At 32.5% G+C, this 18,477-nt stretch carries 15 protein-coding genes; 6 read left to right on the forward strand and 9 right to left on the reverse strand.

What is annotated here, in order from left to right; translation table 11 throughout:
* Positions 1-22: 22 nt before the first annotated feature.
* Entirely contained in the window at positions 23-1,117 is a 1,095-nt protein-coding gene (locus Q0739_RS13645; RefSeq protein WP_298239289.1) for an acyl-CoA desaturase, read from the reverse strand.
* A gap of 230 nt (positions 1,118-1,347) precedes the next feature.
* Here Q0739_RS13645 and rsmG point away from each other — a divergent pair, with 230 nt between their 5' ends.
* Complete coding sequence (rsmG, locus tag Q0739_RS13650) at positions 1,348-1,977, forward strand: 16S rRNA (guanine(527)-N(7))-methyltransferase RsmG (protein ID WP_298239290.1); 630 nt, start codon at positions 1,348-1,350, stop codon at positions 1,975-1,977.
* A 250-nt stretch (positions 1,978-2,227) separates the two neighbouring features.
* Complete coding sequence (locus Q0739_RS13655) at positions 2,228-7,105, forward strand: LamG-like jellyroll fold domain-containing protein (RefSeq protein ID WP_298239291.1); 4,878 nt, start codon at positions 2,228-2,230, stop codon at positions 7,103-7,105.
* An 8-nt stretch (positions 7,106-7,113) separates the two neighbouring features.
* Here Q0739_RS13655 and Q0739_RS13660 read toward each other — a convergent pair whose 3' ends face one another.
* Positions 7,114-8,073, reverse strand: a complete 960-nt coding sequence (locus Q0739_RS13660) for a tetratricopeptide repeat protein (protein ID WP_298239292.1) — start codon at positions 8,071-8,073, stop codon at positions 7,114-7,116.
* A 69-nt stretch (positions 8,074-8,142) separates the two neighbouring features.
* Entirely contained in the window at positions 8,143-8,490 is a 348-nt protein-coding gene (locus tag Q0739_RS13665; protein ID WP_298239293.1) for a VOC family protein, read from the reverse strand.
* A gap of 454 nt (positions 8,491-8,944) precedes the next feature.
* Between Q0739_RS13665 and Q0739_RS13670 the strand changes: the two genes are divergently transcribed.
* Positions 8,945-9,688, forward strand: a complete 744-nt coding sequence (locus Q0739_RS13670) for a hypothetical protein (RefSeq protein ID WP_298239294.1) — start codon at positions 8,945-8,947, stop codon at positions 9,686-9,688.
* Here the strand turns inward: Q0739_RS13670 and Q0739_RS13675 are convergent.
* The 4 genes from Q0739_RS13675 to pruA form a co-directional block, all read right to left on the reverse strand.
* Positions 9,685-10,935, reverse strand: a complete 1,251-nt coding sequence (locus Q0739_RS13675) for a sigma-70 family RNA polymerase sigma factor (protein ID WP_298239295.1) — start codon at positions 10,933-10,935, stop codon at positions 9,685-9,687. The genes Q0739_RS13670 and Q0739_RS13675 overlap by 4 nt on opposite strands.
* Positions 10,935-11,270 carry a YciI family protein gene (locus Q0739_RS13680; protein WP_298239296.1) on the reverse strand — a complete coding sequence of 112 codons (336 nt, stop codon included), beginning with the start codon at positions 11,268-11,270 and terminating at the stop codon, positions 10,935-10,937. The genes Q0739_RS13675 and Q0739_RS13680 overlap by 1 nt, the downstream gene beginning before the upstream one ends.
* Before the next feature lie 303 nt (positions 11,271-11,573).
* The gene (locus tag Q0739_RS13685; protein ID WP_298239297.1) at positions 11,574-12,170 is read right to left on the reverse strand and encodes a hypothetical protein; all 597 of its coding nucleotides are present in this window, start codon (positions 12,168-12,170) and stop codon (positions 11,574-11,576) included.
* 176 nt (positions 12,171-12,346) lie between these two features.
* Positions 12,347-13,975 carry an L-glutamate gamma-semialdehyde dehydrogenase gene (gene pruA, locus Q0739_RS13690; protein ID WP_298239298.1) on the reverse strand — a complete coding sequence of 543 codons (1,629 nt, stop codon included), beginning with the start codon at positions 13,973-13,975 and terminating at the stop codon, positions 12,347-12,349.
* 150 nt (positions 13,976-14,125) lie between these two features.
* Between pruA and Q0739_RS13695 the strand changes: the two genes are divergently transcribed.
* The 3 genes from Q0739_RS13695 (at position 14,126) to Q0739_RS13705 (ending at position 16,691) form a co-directional block, all read left to right on the forward strand.
* Positions 14,126-14,848 (forward strand): NRDE family protein, encoded by a 723-nt coding sequence (locus Q0739_RS13695; RefSeq protein WP_298239299.1) that lies wholly within the window; start codon positions 14,126-14,128, stop codon positions 14,846-14,848.
* Positions 14,841-15,842, forward strand: a complete 1,002-nt coding sequence (locus tag Q0739_RS13700) for a DUF6695 family protein (RefSeq protein ID WP_298239300.1) — start codon at positions 14,841-14,843, stop codon at positions 15,840-15,842. Before Q0739_RS13695 ends, Q0739_RS13700 begins: the two co-directional genes overlap by 8 nt.
* A gap of 135 nt (positions 15,843-15,977) precedes the next feature.
* Entirely contained in the window at positions 15,978-16,691 is a 714-nt protein-coding gene (locus tag Q0739_RS13705; protein ID WP_298239301.1) for a prolyl oligopeptidase family serine peptidase, read from the forward strand.
* Here Q0739_RS13705 and apaG read toward each other — a convergent pair.
* Positions 16,688-17,074, reverse strand: coding sequence for a Co2+/Mg2+ efflux protein ApaG (apaG, locus tag Q0739_RS13710; RefSeq protein ID WP_298239302.1), 387 nt, complete (start codon positions 17,072-17,074; stop codon positions 16,688-16,690). The genes Q0739_RS13705 and apaG overlap by 4 nt on opposite strands.
* Positions 17,075-17,182: 108 nt before the next feature.
* Positions 17,183-18,433 (reverse strand): DUF5103 domain-containing protein, encoded by a 1,251-nt coding sequence (locus Q0739_RS13715; RefSeq protein WP_298239303.1) that lies wholly within the window; start codon positions 18,431-18,433, stop codon positions 17,183-17,185.
* Between the last annotated feature and the right edge of the window lie 44 nt (positions 18,434-18,477).

Below are 18,477 nucleotides of genomic sequence, written 5' to 3' on the forward strand. Positions count from 1 at the left end.
TTGTTTATAGGTAAGTGAAAGTTTAGGCGAAACTAGGTTTCTGCCCCAATTGTTTTAATTGATTGTAATGCTCAGCTACAGCTTGCCAAAACGAATTGTATTCATTATAAGGTAAGCTAAACTCATTTGCCGTTTGCTTAACAATTTTAGCTATTTTACCATAATGTATATGACTAATATGTGCAAACAGGTGGTGTTCTACTTGTCTATTTAATCCGCCAGTATAGAATCCTGCTAACCAGCTTTTTGGAGAAAAATTAGAGGTTGTTAGTAATTGATGAATAGCCCAAGTGTTTTTCATGTTACCATCTTCATCTGGTAATGGCATTTCCGTATTTGGCATAACATGCGCTAATTGAAAAATAACGCTTAATATGATTCCAGCTGTGTAATGCATAACTATGAAGCCAATTAATACTTGCCACCAAGCAAAACCAAGTGAAATAGGTAATACAACCCAAATAGAATAGTATACTATTTTTCCAATGATTAATTTAGTCCATTGCGTAGCAGGGTTAGGAAATTTACCATAGGCAAGTTTCCTTTTAAGGTAATGATATGTTTGAACAAAGTCTGTTGTTATAGCCCAATTTGCTGTTAGTAAACCGTATAAAAAGAAAGCATAATACTTTTGGTATTTATGAAACCTTTGCCATTTTGTGTGTTTTGAGAAACGAATAATTCTACCTGCATCAATATCTTCATCATGGCCTTGAATATTGGTATAAGTATGATGTAGTACATTGTGCTGTACTTTCCAATTATAATCATTACCTGCTAAAATATAGATGCTACTTCCCATCAATTTATTAACCCATTTCTTGCTTGAAAAAGAGCCATGATTTGCATCATGCATAACATTCATGCCTACACCAGCCATTCCAATGCCAGTAATAATCATGCATAAAATTTGTGCCCAACCAGGTAAATTAATACTTAAAACTAATGCCGTAGGTATAACAAGCAGAGCAAACATAAAAATTGCTTTAGTGTATAACTTCCAGTTTCCAGTACGTTTAAGATTATTTTCTTTAAAGTAGTCGTTAACTCGTTTGTTAAGAGTCTTAAAAAATTTCGCAGAGTCTTTCCTCGAAAAGGATAATGTCTGTTTAGTCATGCTATTAAAATTTAATATGATTAAAAATAAAAATTATTGATCATACCTGCGGCAAAGATAGGTATAAAGCAGTTGAAGTAATAACGTTTTTTTGTAAAAATATGCATATAAAAAGTATATTTTTGTTTAAAATTTAACATGAATAGAATGCATATAATTAAAGTTTTCTATGATTGTAGAGATGTTTTTTATGTGAATTACATCCAATAGATTTAAAAAAAGCAAAACAAATGAAACTTCTTTTAAAGTATTTTTCTAACCTTACTGAAGATCAAATAGATAAATTTGAGCGATTAGAATCATTATATCAAGATTGGAATTTAAAAATTAACGTGGTCTCGCGTAAGGATATAGATGAGTTGTATTTACGCCATGTTTTACATTCTTTAGGCATTGCAAAGCTAATATCTTTTAAAGATGGTAGTAAAATACTTGATGTAGGCACTGGTGGTGGATTTCCAGGGATTCCTTTAGCTATTTTATTTCCAGAGTGTTCGTTTCATTTAGTAGATAGTATTGCAAAAAAACTAAAAGTAGTGAACGAGGTTGTTGAAGGCTTAGGTTTAACTAATGTTAAAACAACACATAGTAGGGTAGAAGCTATTAACGAAACTTACGATTTTATTGTTAGTCGTGCGGTTGCTGCAATGCCAACTTTTGTGCATTGGACAAAAGGCAAAATTGCAAAAAAACATAACCATGAACTTAAGAATGGTATTTTATACTTAAAAGGAGGAGATTTAGCTGAAGAACTTCAAGATTATAAAAAAGCAACTATCTACAATTTGAGCGATTTCTATGCTGAAGACTTTTTTGAAACCAAAAAATTAGTGCATCTTCCTTTGAAATATAGAGGCTAACCTCTTAGTTTAATACTTAATTTTTATACAAAAACTACGATTTAACTAATTCGCTTTGAATTTAATTATTAATTAATTTTAAAAATAAGTAGGAAATTATTTGTAAAATGAATAATATTTAGTAATTTCGTCGATGAAATACGCATTTAATCGTATTTTTGAATTGCTATTCTCTCAGAATAAGTTTAACATTTAAAAAAAAGTTAAAATGAGAATAGCCCCAATCCTCAATTTTTTAAAGCTAAAATTTGTGATAGCTTTATTACTAATTAATTTTATTGGTAATGCTCAAAACATTAAAGTAGAAATCATTGGAGGTTCTACTATTGCGCAAACTGATGTTATTTCTATTTCTGCTGGAAACTCAATTAGTTTTAGAATTACTACAACGGCTACTAGTTGTGCAAACCTTAGAATACAAGATATAAGTTTATCTAATAGTACTGACTTTTCTCTTTCTAGTTTGTCACTCCCAAAAAATATTAAACCTGCACATTGTAGAAATGGAACTAAATATTTAGATTTTTCGGTTACAAATACGAGTGGTAACTGTGGAGCTTCAACAGGTGTAACAATAACAAGCAATAGTGATCCAGATTTTTTGTTTACGTTTACAATAAGTGGTTCCCCAGAAATTAACTTATTAGGGGGAAGTCCCTCAGCAGATATATTACATGGCTCAACAACTACTTCGGCTACCAATGGTACATATTTTGGGGTTATAGAGGAAGGTGTGAGTGAAACAAGATATTATATTATATCTAATACTGGAAGTTGTCCTTTAGATATTTCGGGTGTTTCAAGCTCTCAAGTAGATTTTACGATACCATCATACGTATTGTTGCCAGACTTTACGCCATCCTTTTTTACTACGAGTGTAGACCCTGGTTCATACGTTTTATTGCCTGTTACTTTTACTGGTCCAGTAAGTGGATCGGGAACAATAACTTCTACTATAAGTATTTCGAATACTGCTAATACAACGTTTACTTTCGATGTAAGCGCAGAAATGTTCGATTTTAATATTCCAGGACCAGGTGGTGTTACTGCCGATTTTAGACTATGGTTGAAAGCCACTAGAGGAATTGTGACCTCTGGAACAAGTGTAACAGATTGGTTGGACCTAGGTTCAAACGGAAAGGATGCAACCACAGTATTAGGAAAAGAACCTACTTATATAGATACTGCTACAGATAACATAAATTTTAATCCTGTTGTTAAGTTTGAAAATGATGGAGGTTCTACAGAACAATATATGTACAACGCTACTAACGGATTTTATAGTCAAGATATATTTATTGTAATGATTCCAGATACCACAATAGATAACACATCTTCTCAAAACACTATATTTGCAGGAACTTCTTCTGGAAGTGCTGGAGATATTACAGGTGTTGGTTTGGGGAATTATTCTTCAGAATTCACTAATGAAATTTTATCCTATAATCAAAATATTCCAGGAGGTGTAAGTTATAATGGAGAAGCAGAAATTAGTACATCTAAATCTTACTCAAAAGCAGGTATTATAAACATTAGAAACAATGCAGCTAGCTCTCCTACTGGTCAAGATATTTTGTATAATTCTGATGTATTAACAACATCATCGGTTAATGATATTCCATTTGCAAATGTAGGATCTCTTATACCAGACCCACCAAATCCAGATATTGTTTCTGGAACAGCGTATTGGATTGGTAGAAATCTTGATGTTCAAGGAAGTTTAAATGGACGCGTAGCAGAAGTTTTCACATTTGCTGAGCGTGTAACAGATGTTGACAGACAGAAAATAGAATCATATTTAGCTGTTAAATATGGGATTACATTAGGTGCTTCAACAGAAGCAGAAAAAGATTATATCAATTCTTTTGGAACTTCAGTCTGGGATATTTCAGCAAATACAGGGTATAATTATCATGTTGCAGGAATTGGAAGAGATTCTATTTCAGATTTAAACCAGAAGCAATCTAAAACATTAAACACTTCAAATGAAGTAACTATTGGCTTAAACGGTATTTCTTCAACTAATAGCACGAATATTAATGAGTTTGTTACAGATGGCGATTTCCTTGTATGGGGAAGTAACAATAGTTCTTATACAGGGTCTAATACAAACACTGTAACTATTGCTAGTGGTATAACCACATCGTTAACAAGAATTGATAGAAAATGGAAAATTGTAGAATCTGTTGAGGTTTCGGGTAGTGATGTTGGTAATGTATTTGTCTCAATTCCTTCTGCTGCTTTTAGCAGTTTTACTATAGGTACCGACGAAGAGTATGCCTTAATAGTTGCAGATGATGCCAATTTTTCAGACGGCGATATTATTGATGTTATTCCATTAAAACCAGATGGAAACTCGAATTTGCAAACATGGTATGACTTTGATGATACTAAGTATTTTACCTTCGGAAAGCTTGCTAAATTAGATGAAAATCATGCCATAAATATTGCTTCTGGAGATTACTTAGTTGGTGAATATGCTCTTAATTTGAATGTTAATGATTTTACAATCTCTGCGTGGGTAAAAGCTGATAATACGCAAACAAGCACACGAACTATCATGGCAAAAGGTAGTAAGTTGCAGTTGCGATTAAATAGTTCGCATCAAATTGAAGTGATGGTTGACGATACAACTACTCCTAGATTCACTTCTACAATGATGTTAAATGATAACAAATGGCATCAAGTGAGTTTTGTCTATAATAGCGGTACTATCTTTCTTTATGTAGATGGTGTTTTAGATAAATCTGAACAAGATGTTGTAGCTCCGTCACCTAATTTTAATAGATTTTCGGTTGGAGCAGTATATATTGATAAGGATAATATTACCAATCCATTTTTAGGAGATATTGACGAAATTTACGTTTGGGATCAAGGTCTAACAGAGTTTCAAGTAAAATATCTAATGAACCAAGAAATCGAAAAGGGTACGGGCGATTTTGTAACAGGAAAAACGTTACCTCAAGATGCGACAAGTAATGAAGTGGCCACAATACCTTGGAGTAAGTTAAAAGCTTATTACGATTTTAATACGTTTTATGGTTCGACAACCGAAGGTAAAACAGATGCTAGAAATTTTCTGCGTCTAAAATATTTAATGAAAGATAAAACTTTATTAGAAGATCAAAGTATTCCTGTACCATATGTATCTGCCGCAAATGGCGAATGGGGAAATGCTGGAACATGGAGCAATAGTGCAGATCAAGTTATTCCTAATTCTTTAAGCCTAGATGGAACAACATACATAGATTGGAATATTGTTGAAATTAGTCACGATATAACTTCAGGAGATAAGGACATATCTGTTTTAGGGTTAAAGCAAACAGCTGGTAAATTAACAATTGCAGACCCAACAGTAACCACACCTATAGAGAATAACGATGGGCAAAGTTTGACTATATCGCATTATTTAGAGATAGACGGAGTGATAGATTTGGTTGGCGAATCTCAATTAATTCAAGAAGAAGGTAGTATAATAGATGCAGATAGTGGTGGCTATATTGAAAGAGATCAACAAGGAACCGCAAATGGATTTAATTATAATTATTGGTCATCATCGGTTGGTCCAATAAGTGGAAATACTGGAACAAGAGGAACGGGCGTATCAAGAACCAATGCTAATTTTACAGTGGCAGGTGTTCTTATGGATGGTACAGATTCTAATTCATATCAAAGTGTAACATTTAATAGTAATTATAGAGCAGCCGATTCTGATACACCTTCAAATCCAAGAGTAATTAGTTCTTATTGGCTTTATAAATTTTATGGTGCTTCTGGAGATTATAACTCATGGGAATCTTTAAATGAAAACTCGCCAATTCTTCCTGGAGAAGGTTACACCATGAAAGGAACTTCGGGTTCTATTGCGATTAGTAGCACTCAAAATTATGTGTTTAAAGGTCTTCCAAATAATGGTGATATTACCTTGGAAATAGATAAATCTTCTGGTGATGTTGAGCGATTAGTAGGAAATCCTTATCCTTCTGCAATTGATGCCGATGAATTCATTTTAGACAATATTAAAACGACTGAGACTATAAATGGAGAATCTGGAAGAAATACAAATAATATTATAAACGGGGCACTATATTTCTGGCACCACTTTGGAGATGTAGATTCTCATTATTTAAAAGATTATATAGGAGGGTATGCAACGTATACACTTATGGGTGGTACAGAAGCCTATTCAACAGATGCATTGATAGACAACTCGACACCATTAGTTGGAGGCGGTAAAATTCCAGAAAAATACATCCCTGTAGGACAAGGGTTTTTTGTTAGTACCACTTTGCCTTCAGGAGTTAGTGGTAATACAACAACGGTTGAAGGAGGAACGCTTACATTTAAAAATAGTCAACGTGTTTTTGTTCGAGAAGGGGTTACTGGCATCAATGATGGTTCTGTATTTTTTAAATCTAATTCAAATAAAAAAGTAGAGCAAACCGTTGCAAAAAAAGACGAACGATCTAAAATAAGATTACAATTTAATTCTTCAACTGGTTTTAAGAGGCAGTTATTAATTGGTGCCGATGGTAAAGCTACAGATGAGTTTGATTTAGGATATGATGCGCCTTTAGTGGATGTTAATAAAGATGATATGTACTGGATTTTAGATGATAATAAGTTTGTTATCCAAGCTGTTTCCAGTTTTAACGAAACTAATGAATATCCACTTGGTCTTAAAGTAAGCGATAGTGGTATGATTTCAATTAAAATAGACACTCTTGAAAATTTTGATGCAGGGGTATATATTCTTGACCTAGAGACAAACCAAACGTATTTGATAAATGATACTGGTTTGGAAATTAATTTGGAAGCTGGATATTATGAAGATAGGTTTAAGTTAGTGTTTCAAGCAAAATCTGAAAGCATTATTACAACTGAACAAGAAACCATAGATGGTATTTCCGTTTATTTTAATTCTGAAACTTCAATTTTAAATCTTTCAAGTAATTCTGAAGAAAACATATTGGATGTATCTATCTATAATTTACAAGGACATATAGTAAATTATACAGAGGTGAACAATCATGAAGTTTCAATAGCAATTACATTAGAAACTTCAATATATATATTAAATATAAAAACAGAAAGTGGTGTTATTAGCAAGAAGGTAGTTTTTCAATAAGGGTTACTCTATAACTTATTCAAATCGTAAAAAACACTTTTAAAGAACATTATTTGTTTTAAGTACCAATATGATGTAGCGAATTGTTCAATAGGCTTTTCGACACTTGACTCATTCTTAAGAATAGTTTGAGCCTTTTTAAAGTATGATTTTGCTTTGCCTAAATCACCCAATTTATAATAAGCAATCGACAATCCCAATAGGGCATCAAAATCTAATGAATCAAATTTGAGTGCGTTATTAAAGTCTATTACGGCATCATTATATTTTCCAAGAAATAAAAATGTATTTCCACGATAAAAATAGCCAAAAGCATTTTGTTTATCTAACCTAATAACAATGTTAAAATCGGCATTTGCTTTTTGGTAATAATTAATATCTAAATAAAATAAACCTCTGTTAAGAAAGGCATCTGCATTTGGTGTAACTAAAATAGCCGTGGAATAATCTTTAAGAGCCTTCTTATAATCCTCTAAGGCAGCATAAGCAGAGGCTCTTAATGTATAAGCAATTTGTAAATCTGGAATTACTTTAATTACCGCGTTAAAATCTTTTATTGCTTCTGCATAATCTCCTAAATCATACTTTGCACATGCTAGACTGTATCTAGCATCAATAAAGCTTTTGTCTAAGTTAACTGCTCTCGCATAATCAGATTTTGCACCAGTGAAATCTTCAAGGTTGTATCTAGAGTTTCCTCGATTAAAATAAGTGTCGGCATCGGGTTCTTCAACAATTATCTTCGAGTAATCTACAATTGCTCCATGATAGTCACCCAAATCATTTTTTGCTAATCCACGATGGAAATAAGCATCTAGGTTATTAGGTTCAAGCTCTATTACTTGGTTAAGCAATTCTATTTTTTCTTTTAGAATAGTAGTTCTTAACGCTTGTCTATAAATTTTTTTAGCTTGCCCAAAAAAAAGAATAGGAGAAAGAACAAATATGACAATTGTAATTTTCTTCATTTAGAATTTTAAAATAAAGATAGCAAAAAATATACCGCTTTTTAATTTGAAAAACGCTTAGCTTAATTTCTATTCCAATATATCAGACCAAACGGCTAATTCGTTGCCATCTGGATCCATAAAATGAAGCCTTCTTCCACCAGGAAACGAAAAAATAGCTTTTGATATTGCACCTCCAGCTTCAATTATCTTTTGTTGAATTTTGTTGAGGTCTTTATAAAATAATACAACTAATGCCCCATTAACTATTTTTTTATCTGTTTTTTCAAAACCTCCAGCAAGACCACTATTTGAAAAAGCAACATAATCTGGGCCGTAATCTGTAAACTCCCAATCAAAGCAAGTTGTGTAAAAGTCTTTTATATGCTCTATATTATTAGCGTATAGTTCTATGTAGTTTATATGGTTATTCTTCATGATATTTTTTTAATAAACTTTGTGTAAATATTAGAGTAAAGGTGTCTTTTGAAATTAAGCAAAATATAGTACATTTAAAATGAATAAAAATTTATTATATGCATTATAGATTTATAATAATTATTGCATTATTTTCTTTTTCACTTTGTGCTCAAGATAAAAAAGAAGATTTGAAATATTTTGAATCAGGTAAACTAAAAGCTCGCAGAATTCATACTGAAAATCATGAGAAATGTCAATACATGCATTTTTTTGAAAATGAAACACTAAAAGCTCGGGCTTTAATTATGAATATAAAGAGGGAGGGAAAGTCAAAATAAAAAAAGTTGGCAAATGGAAATATCATCGTAAAGATGGGAGCAAAAAAAGCGAAGGCAATTATGTAGATGGTAATAAAACAGGAGAATGGAAATACTATAATAATAAAAACCAGATAACAGTAATAGCCTATTATTTGGATAATGAAAAAACGGGTAAATGCAAGTATTTTAATGAAAAAGGTGTTTTATTTCGAAGTTGTTTATTTGAAAAAGGGAAGATAGTTGGTAATTGGCAGTATTATAATCATGAAGGAGATGTTACACATGAAGGAATGCTTATAGATGGTAAAAAGTCTGGTATATGGAAATTTTATAATTCTAAAGGTCAATTAAGTCATTCTGGTGTTTATGAAAAAGGAAAGCAAGTTGGAATATGGAATGTTTATAATGAAAATGGAGAGGTTTCTAGTTTTGGACTTTTAAATGATAATAAACCAATTGGTGAATGGACATTTTATTATAATGATAAAGAATTTTATAAAAGACAAGTTGTTGATGGAAATCCAGTTGGAGAATGTACTTTTTATAGTGCTGATGGAAAATTATTATATAAAGGAGAATTGGATGGTGAACAGAAAATTGGTAAATGGAAATATTACAATACAAACGGAAAATTATCCAAAATAGAAAATTATTCAAATAACATTAGAAATGGCATTTGGACATCTTTTTATGAAAACGGAAATATTAACCAACAAGGAACTTATAAAGAAGGTATTGGAGTTGGCGTGCTAAAATCTTATCACGAAAATGGAAAACTTTATAAAAAAGGAAAACTTAAAGAAGGCCTGATGCACGGTGAGTGGAAATATTATGATGAAAAAGGAAATTATGTTAAATCAATTTATTTTGACAATGGGAAGGAGAAAGTAAACTAAAACTTATCCTTGATTAATAGTTGTGCTTTCTTTTTTAGTAGATAGTCCTTTTCAAGATTATTATTTACCAAGTTTATAGCAAGGTCTATTTGTTCGAGTGCTTTTTGCTTATTTTTTCTACCTATGTAATAATCTGCTTTAGTACCATAAAACAAATAAGCACGTTGCTCAAAATTTTCTGGCTTCAATTGATCTAAATAGTTTTTTGCCATTTTAAAGTCTTGCTTTTGCATACTAATAACTGCCATTGTTAAAACATGTATAGGCATTGGCTGTAGTAAGCTTAAGCATTGATACCAATAGAGAATTTTATCCCAATTAGTGTCTTCAAAAGTTCTTGCTCGCAAATGTTCTGCAGCTATCGCAGCCTCATAATGATAACATGAAAACTCATTGGTTTCAACGGCATTATTCATCATGCTATTGCCAAGTTTTATTAAAGGCCAATACCATTTAGACCGGTCTTGATGTTTTAAATCTAAAAGTTCATTTTCAGTATTTGTTTTAGTTTCTAATCTTGACGAATGAAAACACATAAGTGCACAAAGCGCATATGCTTCTGGAACACGCGTAATATTATTTTTTAGCAGTATTTGGGTTAAGCGTAGTGCTTCACGACAGAGTTCTTTTCTTACTAATTGTTCTTTTTTATTAGAATGAAAGCCTTCATTGAATATTAAATACAGTACTTCCAAAACACTTTCTAGGCGTTCTGCTAATCCTTTACCTTGGGGTATTTTAAACTTAATATGCGATTCTTGAATAGTCTTTCTTGCACGAGACAAGCGTTTTTTTATGGTGTCTTCTTTAGTAAGTAAGGCAGATGAAATTTCTTTGATGCTAAATCCTGAAACTGTTTTTAGAGCAAATGATATGCGATCTCTAGGGTCTAGTTTTAGATGGCATGCTGTAAAAATCATGCGAAGTTGTGCATCTGCAATTTCATTATCTAAAAAAAGGTCATGTATAGCAATAGTATTGGTACCTTGATGAAGATTTGGAAAATGCTTTTGTTGTGTTTTTAGTTTCCTAAAAATATCAAAAACTCTGTTTTTAGCCGCTTGAGTTAACCAAGCTTCAGGGTTTTCGGGTTGTTTGGTTCGCCAACTTATACTTGCTTTTATAAAAGTGTCTTGAATGGCATCTTCAATAATATCGAGATGTTTAAGCCCAAAAATACGTGTTAAAACAGAAACCATCTTTCCGCTGTGATAACGAAAAAGATGGTCTATAAGTTTAGGTTCCATTATTGATCGAATACCATAATTTCGCGAATTTCGACCGTGCCGCCTAAATCGTAGTCTGGATAGTCTTCAGCGATTTTTTGAACGTCATCAAAATTGTTAGCTTTAACTATGTAGTAGCCGCCTACAATTTCTTTAACCTCTGCTGATGTTAAATCGGTTACAGTTCTGTTAGCGCCAACTACGCGGCGTATTTGAGGCGTTAATGCATTGCCGTGAGTAACAATGCCTGCTTGTGTCATTTTATCATTCCATGCAAACCATTTTCCCATTCTACCCTGAAGTTCTTCAGGGGAAAGTCCAAGGTCCATGTAATCAGCTCCAACGAAAATCATCATAAATTCTTTCATAATTATATATTTTAAAGTTTATATAGTTAAGACGTATGCTAAAAGAGAGAAGGGGACAGGTTTTTCAAATTTAATAAATTCCTGTGAAGACAAAGATCTAAATTGAGTGGGAATAAAAAGTTGCTTAGAGGTGTTTTTTAGAAAGGTTCGTTTAACGGTCTTGTGTAAGGATAGTTGCGTGTTTCAGCAACTAACTTAATAAAAATGGAACGAACCAGAGGAAAATCCGTAGGATTTTCCAAGTAGGCGAGAACCAAGCAATTATTTTTACACGTTGTTGTAACACGTTATTTATTCAGTTTTGATTTCAATTCCATTCCCAAAATCCATTGGTCGCCCACGTAGATGATTATCTATAAATCCGTAGTCGCCACTTCCCATTCGTTTTTCAGCGTATTCTTTGTCAATCAGAGGTTTAATTTCTTCCCAAAATTCTTCAGGTGCATGTCTAAAAATAATGACAGGCGCAATATATTCAGTACAGCCCAAGCCATCTTTACTTACCCAACCTCTTTTTTTAGTTATATCAATTAAAAGTTTGGTATTTTTTTTATCAATTCCCGTTTGGATTTGCCATAATGAATCTCTAACTTTTTTTGAACCTTTAGGTCGTTTTTCGGCTATTTCTCTTGCTATTTTCCCCCAATTCAATTGCTCTTCTTTACTTAAATTCGAGTAAACCTCTCGGGTTAAATTATTCGGTGTTCTTATGGAATCCAAAATTTCAAAAAATGGGTCAGTCAGTTCAGGTAAATTTCTAATGCTTTGGTCACTTTCAATCATTTCAGCTAAAATTGTGCACAATTCAGCATCATTCTCATAGTTGTTTTCTTTCTTACAACTCAAGAGAATAATAGAAATACTTAATGTTAGTAGAATGTTTCTCATAATGACTCACAATTTAAGAATATGAATCCGTTTCAATGATTTATATTCAACGTTAAACGAAGTTATAAAATTTTTCTGACAAAGTCAAATGGATTAAATTCAAAATATATAAAAAAAGAGACTGCCTAGATTTTAGACAGTCTCATTTATAAATTTATTGTTTCTCGATTAGGAGTTTATTCCCCTAAAAAAGGATATCTATAATCCGTTGGTGTTACAAAGGTTTCTTTTATCATTCTAGGTGACACCCAACGTAATAAGTTTTGAGCACTACCTGCTTTGTCATTTGTTCCAGATGCACGAGCACCACCAAATGGTTGCTGACCAACAACAGCACCAGTTGGTTTATCGTTTATATAAAAGTTTCCAGCTGCGTTTTGTAAGGCTTCAGTAGCCTGTGTTACTGCATATCTGTCTTTAGATAAAATAGCCCCTGTTAATGCATATTCACTTGTTTCGTCTACAAGCTTTAAAGTTTCCGCATAAGCGTCATCTTCATAAACATAAATAGTAATTACAGGGCCAAATAACTCGGTACACATAGTTGTATATTTTGGGTCTTTAGTTATAATAACTGTAGGCTCAATAAAATACCCTTTGCTTTTATCGTAACCACCACCAACTAATATTTCTGCATCTGCATCTGCTTTTGCACCATCAATATATTTAGCTAATTTATTAAATGAGCCTTCGTGAATCACAGCAGTAATAAAATTGCTCATATCTTCTGGAGAGCCCATTTTAAATGAGTTTACATCTTTAACAACATATTTTTTTACATCTGTCCAAAGACTCTGTGGAATATAAGCTCTTGAAGCAGCACTACACTTTTGGCCTTGAAATTCGAAAGCACCACGAACAATAGCCGTAGCAACTTGTTTGGCATTGGCCGATTTGTGTGCAACGATAAAATCTTTGCCACCCGTTTCACCTACAATGCGTGGGTAGGTTTTATAGTTATGAATATTATTTCCTATTTGTTTCCATAGTTCTTTAAAGATAAAGGTAGAACCAGTAAAGTGCAATCCTGAAAAATCTGGACTTGCCATTACGGTATTCGTAATCATAACGGGGTCTCCAAATACCACATTGATAACTCCTGGAGGCACGCCTGCTTCTTCAAATACATCCATAATAATTTTAGCAGAATATATTTGGCTGTCACTAGGTTTCCAAACCACAACATTCCCCATTAAAGCCATGCATGCTGGTAGGTTTCCAGCAATAGCGGTAAAGTTAAATGGTGTAACTGCATAGGTAAATCCTTCGAGTGGGCGATATTCAATTCTATTCCATGCATCGCTTGTGCTTTCTGGTTGCTCCATATAAATGTCCGTCATAAACTGAACATTAAATCGCAAGAAATCTATAAACTCGCAAGCAGCGTCAATTTCAGCTTGGTGAATGGTTTTAGATTGGGCAATCATAGTTGCTGCATTTATTTTAGCTCTGTAAGGATCTGCAATCAATTCGGCAGCTTTTAAAAAGATACCTGCGCGTTGTTCCCATGGCATTTGAGACCAAGTTTTTCTGGCTTCCAATGCCGTATTGATAGCATCTTGAACATGATTTTGTTCAGCCAGATGATAGGTTCCTACAATATGCTGGTGGTCGTGTGGAGGTGACATGGTTCTTGTGCTTCCAGTTTTTACATTTTCGCCATTTATGTATAAAGGAACATCAATTTTACTATTAAACATTGTTTTATAAGCATCTAAAACAGCAGCTCTTTCTGGAGACCCAGGAGCATAGCTTTTAACAGGTTCGTTAACAGCAATTGGTACATTAAAAAAACCTTTTCCCATGATTTGTTAATTTTTGTTATTGAATTTTCAGTAAATGAGGTGCAAATTTACGAATTATTAAATGATTAAATAATAGCAAGCTTTCTTAAAATGACGTTAATTTTTATTTATTTTTTGTAAGTTGCCATTTTGTTTAAAGACTACTGGTTTATGTGTACAGTAACAATAATTCCTAAAGAGAAAACCGACTTTATTTTAACTTCAAATCGTGATGAAGCACCAAATAGAGTGTCTTTAATTCCAGATTTTTATACTCTAGGTGGTACTAAGTTATTGTTTCCAAAAGACAAAAAAGGTGGTACTTGGATTGGTGTAAGTGAAAAGAACCGCGTTGTTTGTGTCTTAAACGGAGCATTAACTTTTCATAAGCGTAAGCAAAATTATAGAATGAGTCGTGGGATTGTGGCTAACGATTTTATGATTTCAGATAAATTAGTGGAGACAGTTCAAGCTTATAATTTAATAGACATTGAGCCTTTTACCATGGTAATTATAGACTGGAATCAAGAGTTGAAATTTTATGAGCTAGTTTGGGATGGTATAAATAAATACTTTACCCAATTGCCTTTAGAGCCAAGAATCTGGTCATCATCTACTTTATATTCTCAAGAAATGAAAAAAGAAAGACAAGAGTGGTTTGAAGATTTTAAATTGAAACATTCTTTAAATGCTGGTAGTATTCTTAATTTTCATAAAATGGCAGGGATAGATAATGAAGATTATGGTGTTGTTATGAATCGGGGATTTGTAAAAACAACGAGTATTACTCAAATTAGAAAAACAAGAGAAAGTTGCATAATGCAATATGAAAATCTTCAAGATAAAACTGTTACTACAAAAACCTTCAAACTTCCACAAGTAGTCAATGAATAACACTGGGATTATTTTAACATTGGCGTATCCAGACACAATTGTTATGGTCTCAGAAGAATGGTTTTCTCCTTTCTTAAGGTATTTAGGGGTTGGAAAAAAGAATTATTTAAGAGCTGGACATGCTGCTCTGGTATTAATAAATAAGGATACAGGAGAATTAGAATATCATGATTTTGGACGTTATATTACATCTGAACCTAATGGTAGAGTTAGAGGGAAGGACACCGATAATGAACTTGATTTTCCATTGAAAGCCAAAATTAAAAACGATAAAATTGAAAACTTAAATGAAATATTAGAGTTCTTAGGCACACACCCTAAATTAACACATGGTGATGGTAAATTAGTCGCATCTGTTTGTTGTGCTGTTGATTATAAAAAGGCAAGAGCTCATATTACCCAAATGCAAGAAAGGCATTTTATTAGGTATGCGGCTTTTATAAAAAATGCTTGTAATTGTGCGCGTTTTGTGACTGATACTTTAATTGCTTCGGTTACAGATACTGGTATAAACAAACGACTTAGGGATTCTAAATGGTTTACACCAAGTACAGTTGGGAATGTGTTACTTGCAGATACAGAAAATCATGCTTATGAAGTTACTGAAACGGGCATAATTTCTCAATTTATGGGTTCGCAAAAAAGTGAAAATATCCGCTGTTTTTTAGATAAGTTGAAAGACCATGAAGTTAATTTGATTGGGACTCTAAAGCCAAGACTTGTTGATGGATTACATGATAAAGCACAATGGTTATCTGGAATAGCAGCTGGCGCGTGGTTTGAGTTGCATAAAACAGGGCATGATGTCGAGTACTATTTTAAGCGTATTTCGCCCTATGGAAATATTGATGTACACGATAAGTTTGTGGTTGATGACCACTCGTTTGATTATGATTTACAATTTGAATTTATTCATTATTCAAATTGTAAATTCTTTCATGTGAAACAGGGTGATAAGGTTTTTAGGTTTGATAAAAAGCATAATTTTTCTTAAAAGATAGACTCTTTGGTCTTATGAGATTTTTGACTTAACTTAGTATAGCGTTCTATGCTTAAAAAAAACAAAATGAAACCTTTTAAATACTATATATCTGCGTTGTTTTTAATATTTTTTTATCTAATTAGTTCTATGAATTCATTTTCGCAATCATCACTCTTTAGTTATGAAGAGTATATTAGCACTAAAGGTGATACGCTGAAATACAGGCAATTGATTTCAGATTACGATTCTAAGTCCAAATACCCATTAGTTATTTTTTTGCACGGTTCAGGTGAAAGAGGAAACGATAATGAATCTCAGTTAAAATGGGGTGTAATGAATTTTGCTACCAATGATATTATGATGAATCATCGTCCTATAGTAATTGCACCTCAGTGTCCAAAGGATACGACTTGGGGAAATTTTTCTTATGAGGATATGTCGCTTAAATCAACACCTACTAAACCCATGAAACTTTTGATAGAACTTATCAATAAAACTATAGAAACAATGCCAATTGATCCCGATAGAATTTATATTACAGGCCTTTCAATGGGTGGTTTTGGTACTTATGATGCTATTTCTAGATATCCAGGCTTATTTACTGCAGCTGTTCCTGTTTGTGGAGGCGGAGATATTTCAAAAGCTTCTTCAATAGCACACATCCCTATTTGGATTTTTCATGGCTCGCTTGATGATGTAGTACCTGTAAGTTTATCAATAATGATGGTTGATGCTTTAACTAAAGCTGGAGCGCAAGTTGGATATACACAATATCCTGAAGCTGGACATTTTTCATGGATTGCCGCTTATAGTGATACTATGATGATGGATTGGATGTTTAAGAAGTATAAAAAGAATTAATTTATAGCAAAAGGAGCACTCAACTTAAATGTTGGGATAATTACTTTAAACTTTCTAGTAGTTGTATAATTAATCATGCTGTAGTGTCCTTGCATAGCCCCAAATGGCGATGTTAGTAAGCAACCAGATGTGTAGGTGTGTGACTCGCCTGGTTTTAAAACAGGTTTTTTGCCAATAACACCTTCTCCAGAAACAACTTCAATATTATTTAAAGCATCTAAAATTTCCCAATGGCGTGCATTTAATTGCACAGAATCTTTACTCTGGTTTTCTATAGTTATAGTATATTCAAAGGCATATTGTATTTTATAATTTTTATAAAATGAACCTTCGTAATTCGTAATAACCGAAATTTTTATGCCTCTTGTTACTTGTTGTACCATTGTTAATGATAAATATGGGATTTGGTTACGGGGTCTAAAATAGTAAATATTAAGTGGTTAACGATAAATTTTAACGTATTTGATATAAAAATCGGTTAAAATGCAGTTTTAATTAGAGATATTAATGGAGCTTCCTTCGCCTAACCCAATAATTTTATCGTATCGACCACCTAAGTCTCTATAATAAACGAGAACTTTATAATTGTTTTCTGTTTGATAAAAGTTTCCGCTTATAGCACCTTCCTCTAGGTCTCCATTCTTATTAACAAGAACATATTTATAATTATAGAACCCTTGTTTTAGGAGTATTGAAGTTTTGTACACGTTATCATAGTCGTCGTAAAACAGTTTGGTGCTTTCATCTATGGTATAATTGTTAAAATTACCATATACATGGATGTCGTTATCTTTAAAACTTTCTTGAGGTAAAAGTGAAAAATGCATCCAAACATAATCGGCTTCAATACTTGGGTTTTCGGCGTCTATATTAAGGACAACGAAGTTCCCATTAATATCTGGGTTGTATGTGTAAATACGCGAGGCTCTTTCAAAATTGGTAAACAAATAATTATGGTAAATGTCTTTTAAATCGACGCCTTGAATTCCAGTATTAGCCGCTCGTACATCTTTATTTTCAAAAAACAAGTACTCGTTACCGCCCCAAAAACTCGATTCTGTATCGTATCTGTAAATAAGTTGATTTCCAATAGTGTACTGAGGTTTTAATCCAGAAATGGCAGTGTTTAAATTGTTATTTTGAACTATAAGCGTTTTAACTGTTTGATTAGGATTATTTAGTTGCATGTTGTTAGAGGAAATAACAATCTCTACACGTTGTTTTTCTTCAATATATTGAATATCTCTAGATCTTTTTATGCTTACACCAACGTTTGTTTTGTCTTCGTAAATCATGAATTTTCTAGAAAAAACTAGTTCGTCATAGCTATTGTAGATTTCAAGCATGTAATTCCCAGAAAGCTTTAAGCCTCTTGTGTATTGATTGGGAATACTAAGCTTGTAATTTGAATAAATTTGATAGGTGTTTAATGAGTTTTCGTAATTTCTAATACGTTGATTGTCGAAACCATTTAAAAATTCAGATTGTACTAACACAGATGGTGTCCAATCGAAATTATAATGCTTAATTTTGTAATAAAAATCTTCTTCATCGCCATTTAAAGCATCAAACTCTAGAACCAAATATTCTCCTAGTTTTAAAACAGGTAATTGACTCTCTGGAGTATCTCCTTTAAACTTTATAGTTTTAATATAGTCAGGCGGATTTACTTCTTCAACTTGAGAAAAAGAGCATACAGGAATTAAGATTAAAAGAAGTAATAAAAAGGACTTAAATGACATTAAAATCATGTTTTTTGTAAATATAAAACAAATATAATGCCTAA

Origin of the sequence: uncultured Algibacter sp. (genome assembly GCF_947487605.1) — a bacterium.
GTDB lineage: Bacteria > Bacteroidota > Bacteroidia > Flavobacteriales > Flavobacteriaceae > Algibacter_D.

Excerpts from the sequence above, each read along its gene's own strand:
- Q0739_RS13660 (WP_298239292.1), bottom strand. The coding sequence starts at position 8,073 with ATGAAGAAAATTACAATTGTCATATTTGTTCTTTCTCCTATTCTTTTT.
- Q0739_RS13695 (WP_298239299.1), top strand. The coding sequence starts at position 14,126 with ATGTGTACAGTAACAATAATTCCTAAAGAGAAAACCGACTTTATTTTA.
- pruA (WP_298239298.1), bottom strand. The coding sequence starts at position 13,975 with ATGGGAAAAGGTTTTTTTAATGTACCAATTGCTGTTAACGAACCTGTT.
- Q0739_RS13645 (WP_298239289.1), bottom strand. The coding sequence starts at position 1,117 with ATGACTAAACAGACATTATCCTTTTCGAGGAAAGACTCTGCGAAATTT.
- Q0739_RS13685 (WP_298239297.1), bottom strand. The coding sequence starts at position 12,170 with ATGAGAAACATTCTACTAACATTAAGTATTTCTATTATTCTCTTGAGT.
- Q0739_RS13665 (WP_298239293.1), bottom strand. The coding sequence starts at position 8,490 with ATGAAGAATAACCATATAAACTACATAGAACTATACGCTAATAATATA.
- Q0739_RS13705 (WP_298239301.1), top strand. The coding sequence starts at position 15,978 with ATGAATTCATTTTCGCAATCATCACTCTTTAGTTATGAAGAGTATATT.
- rsmG (WP_298239290.1), top strand. The coding sequence starts at position 1,348 with ATGAAACTTCTTTTAAAGTATTTTTCTAACCTTACTGAAGATCAAATA.
- Q0739_RS13715 (WP_298239303.1), bottom strand. The coding sequence starts at position 18,433 with ATGTCATTTAAGTCCTTTTTATTACTTCTTTTAATCTTAATTCCTGTA.
- Q0739_RS13680 (WP_298239296.1), bottom strand. The coding sequence starts at position 11,270 with ATGATGATTTTCGTTGGAGCTGATTACATGGACCTTGGACTTTCCCCT.
- Q0739_RS13700 (WP_298239300.1), top strand. The coding sequence starts at position 14,841 with ATGAATAACACTGGGATTATTTTAACATTGGCGTATCCAGACACAATT.
- apaG (WP_298239302.1), bottom strand. The coding sequence starts at position 17,074 with ATGGTACAACAAGTAACAAGAGGCATAAAAATTTCGGTTATTACGAAT.
- Q0739_RS13675 (WP_298239295.1), bottom strand. The coding sequence starts at position 10,935 with ATGGAACCTAAACTTATAGACCATCTTTTTCGTTATCACAGCGGAAAG.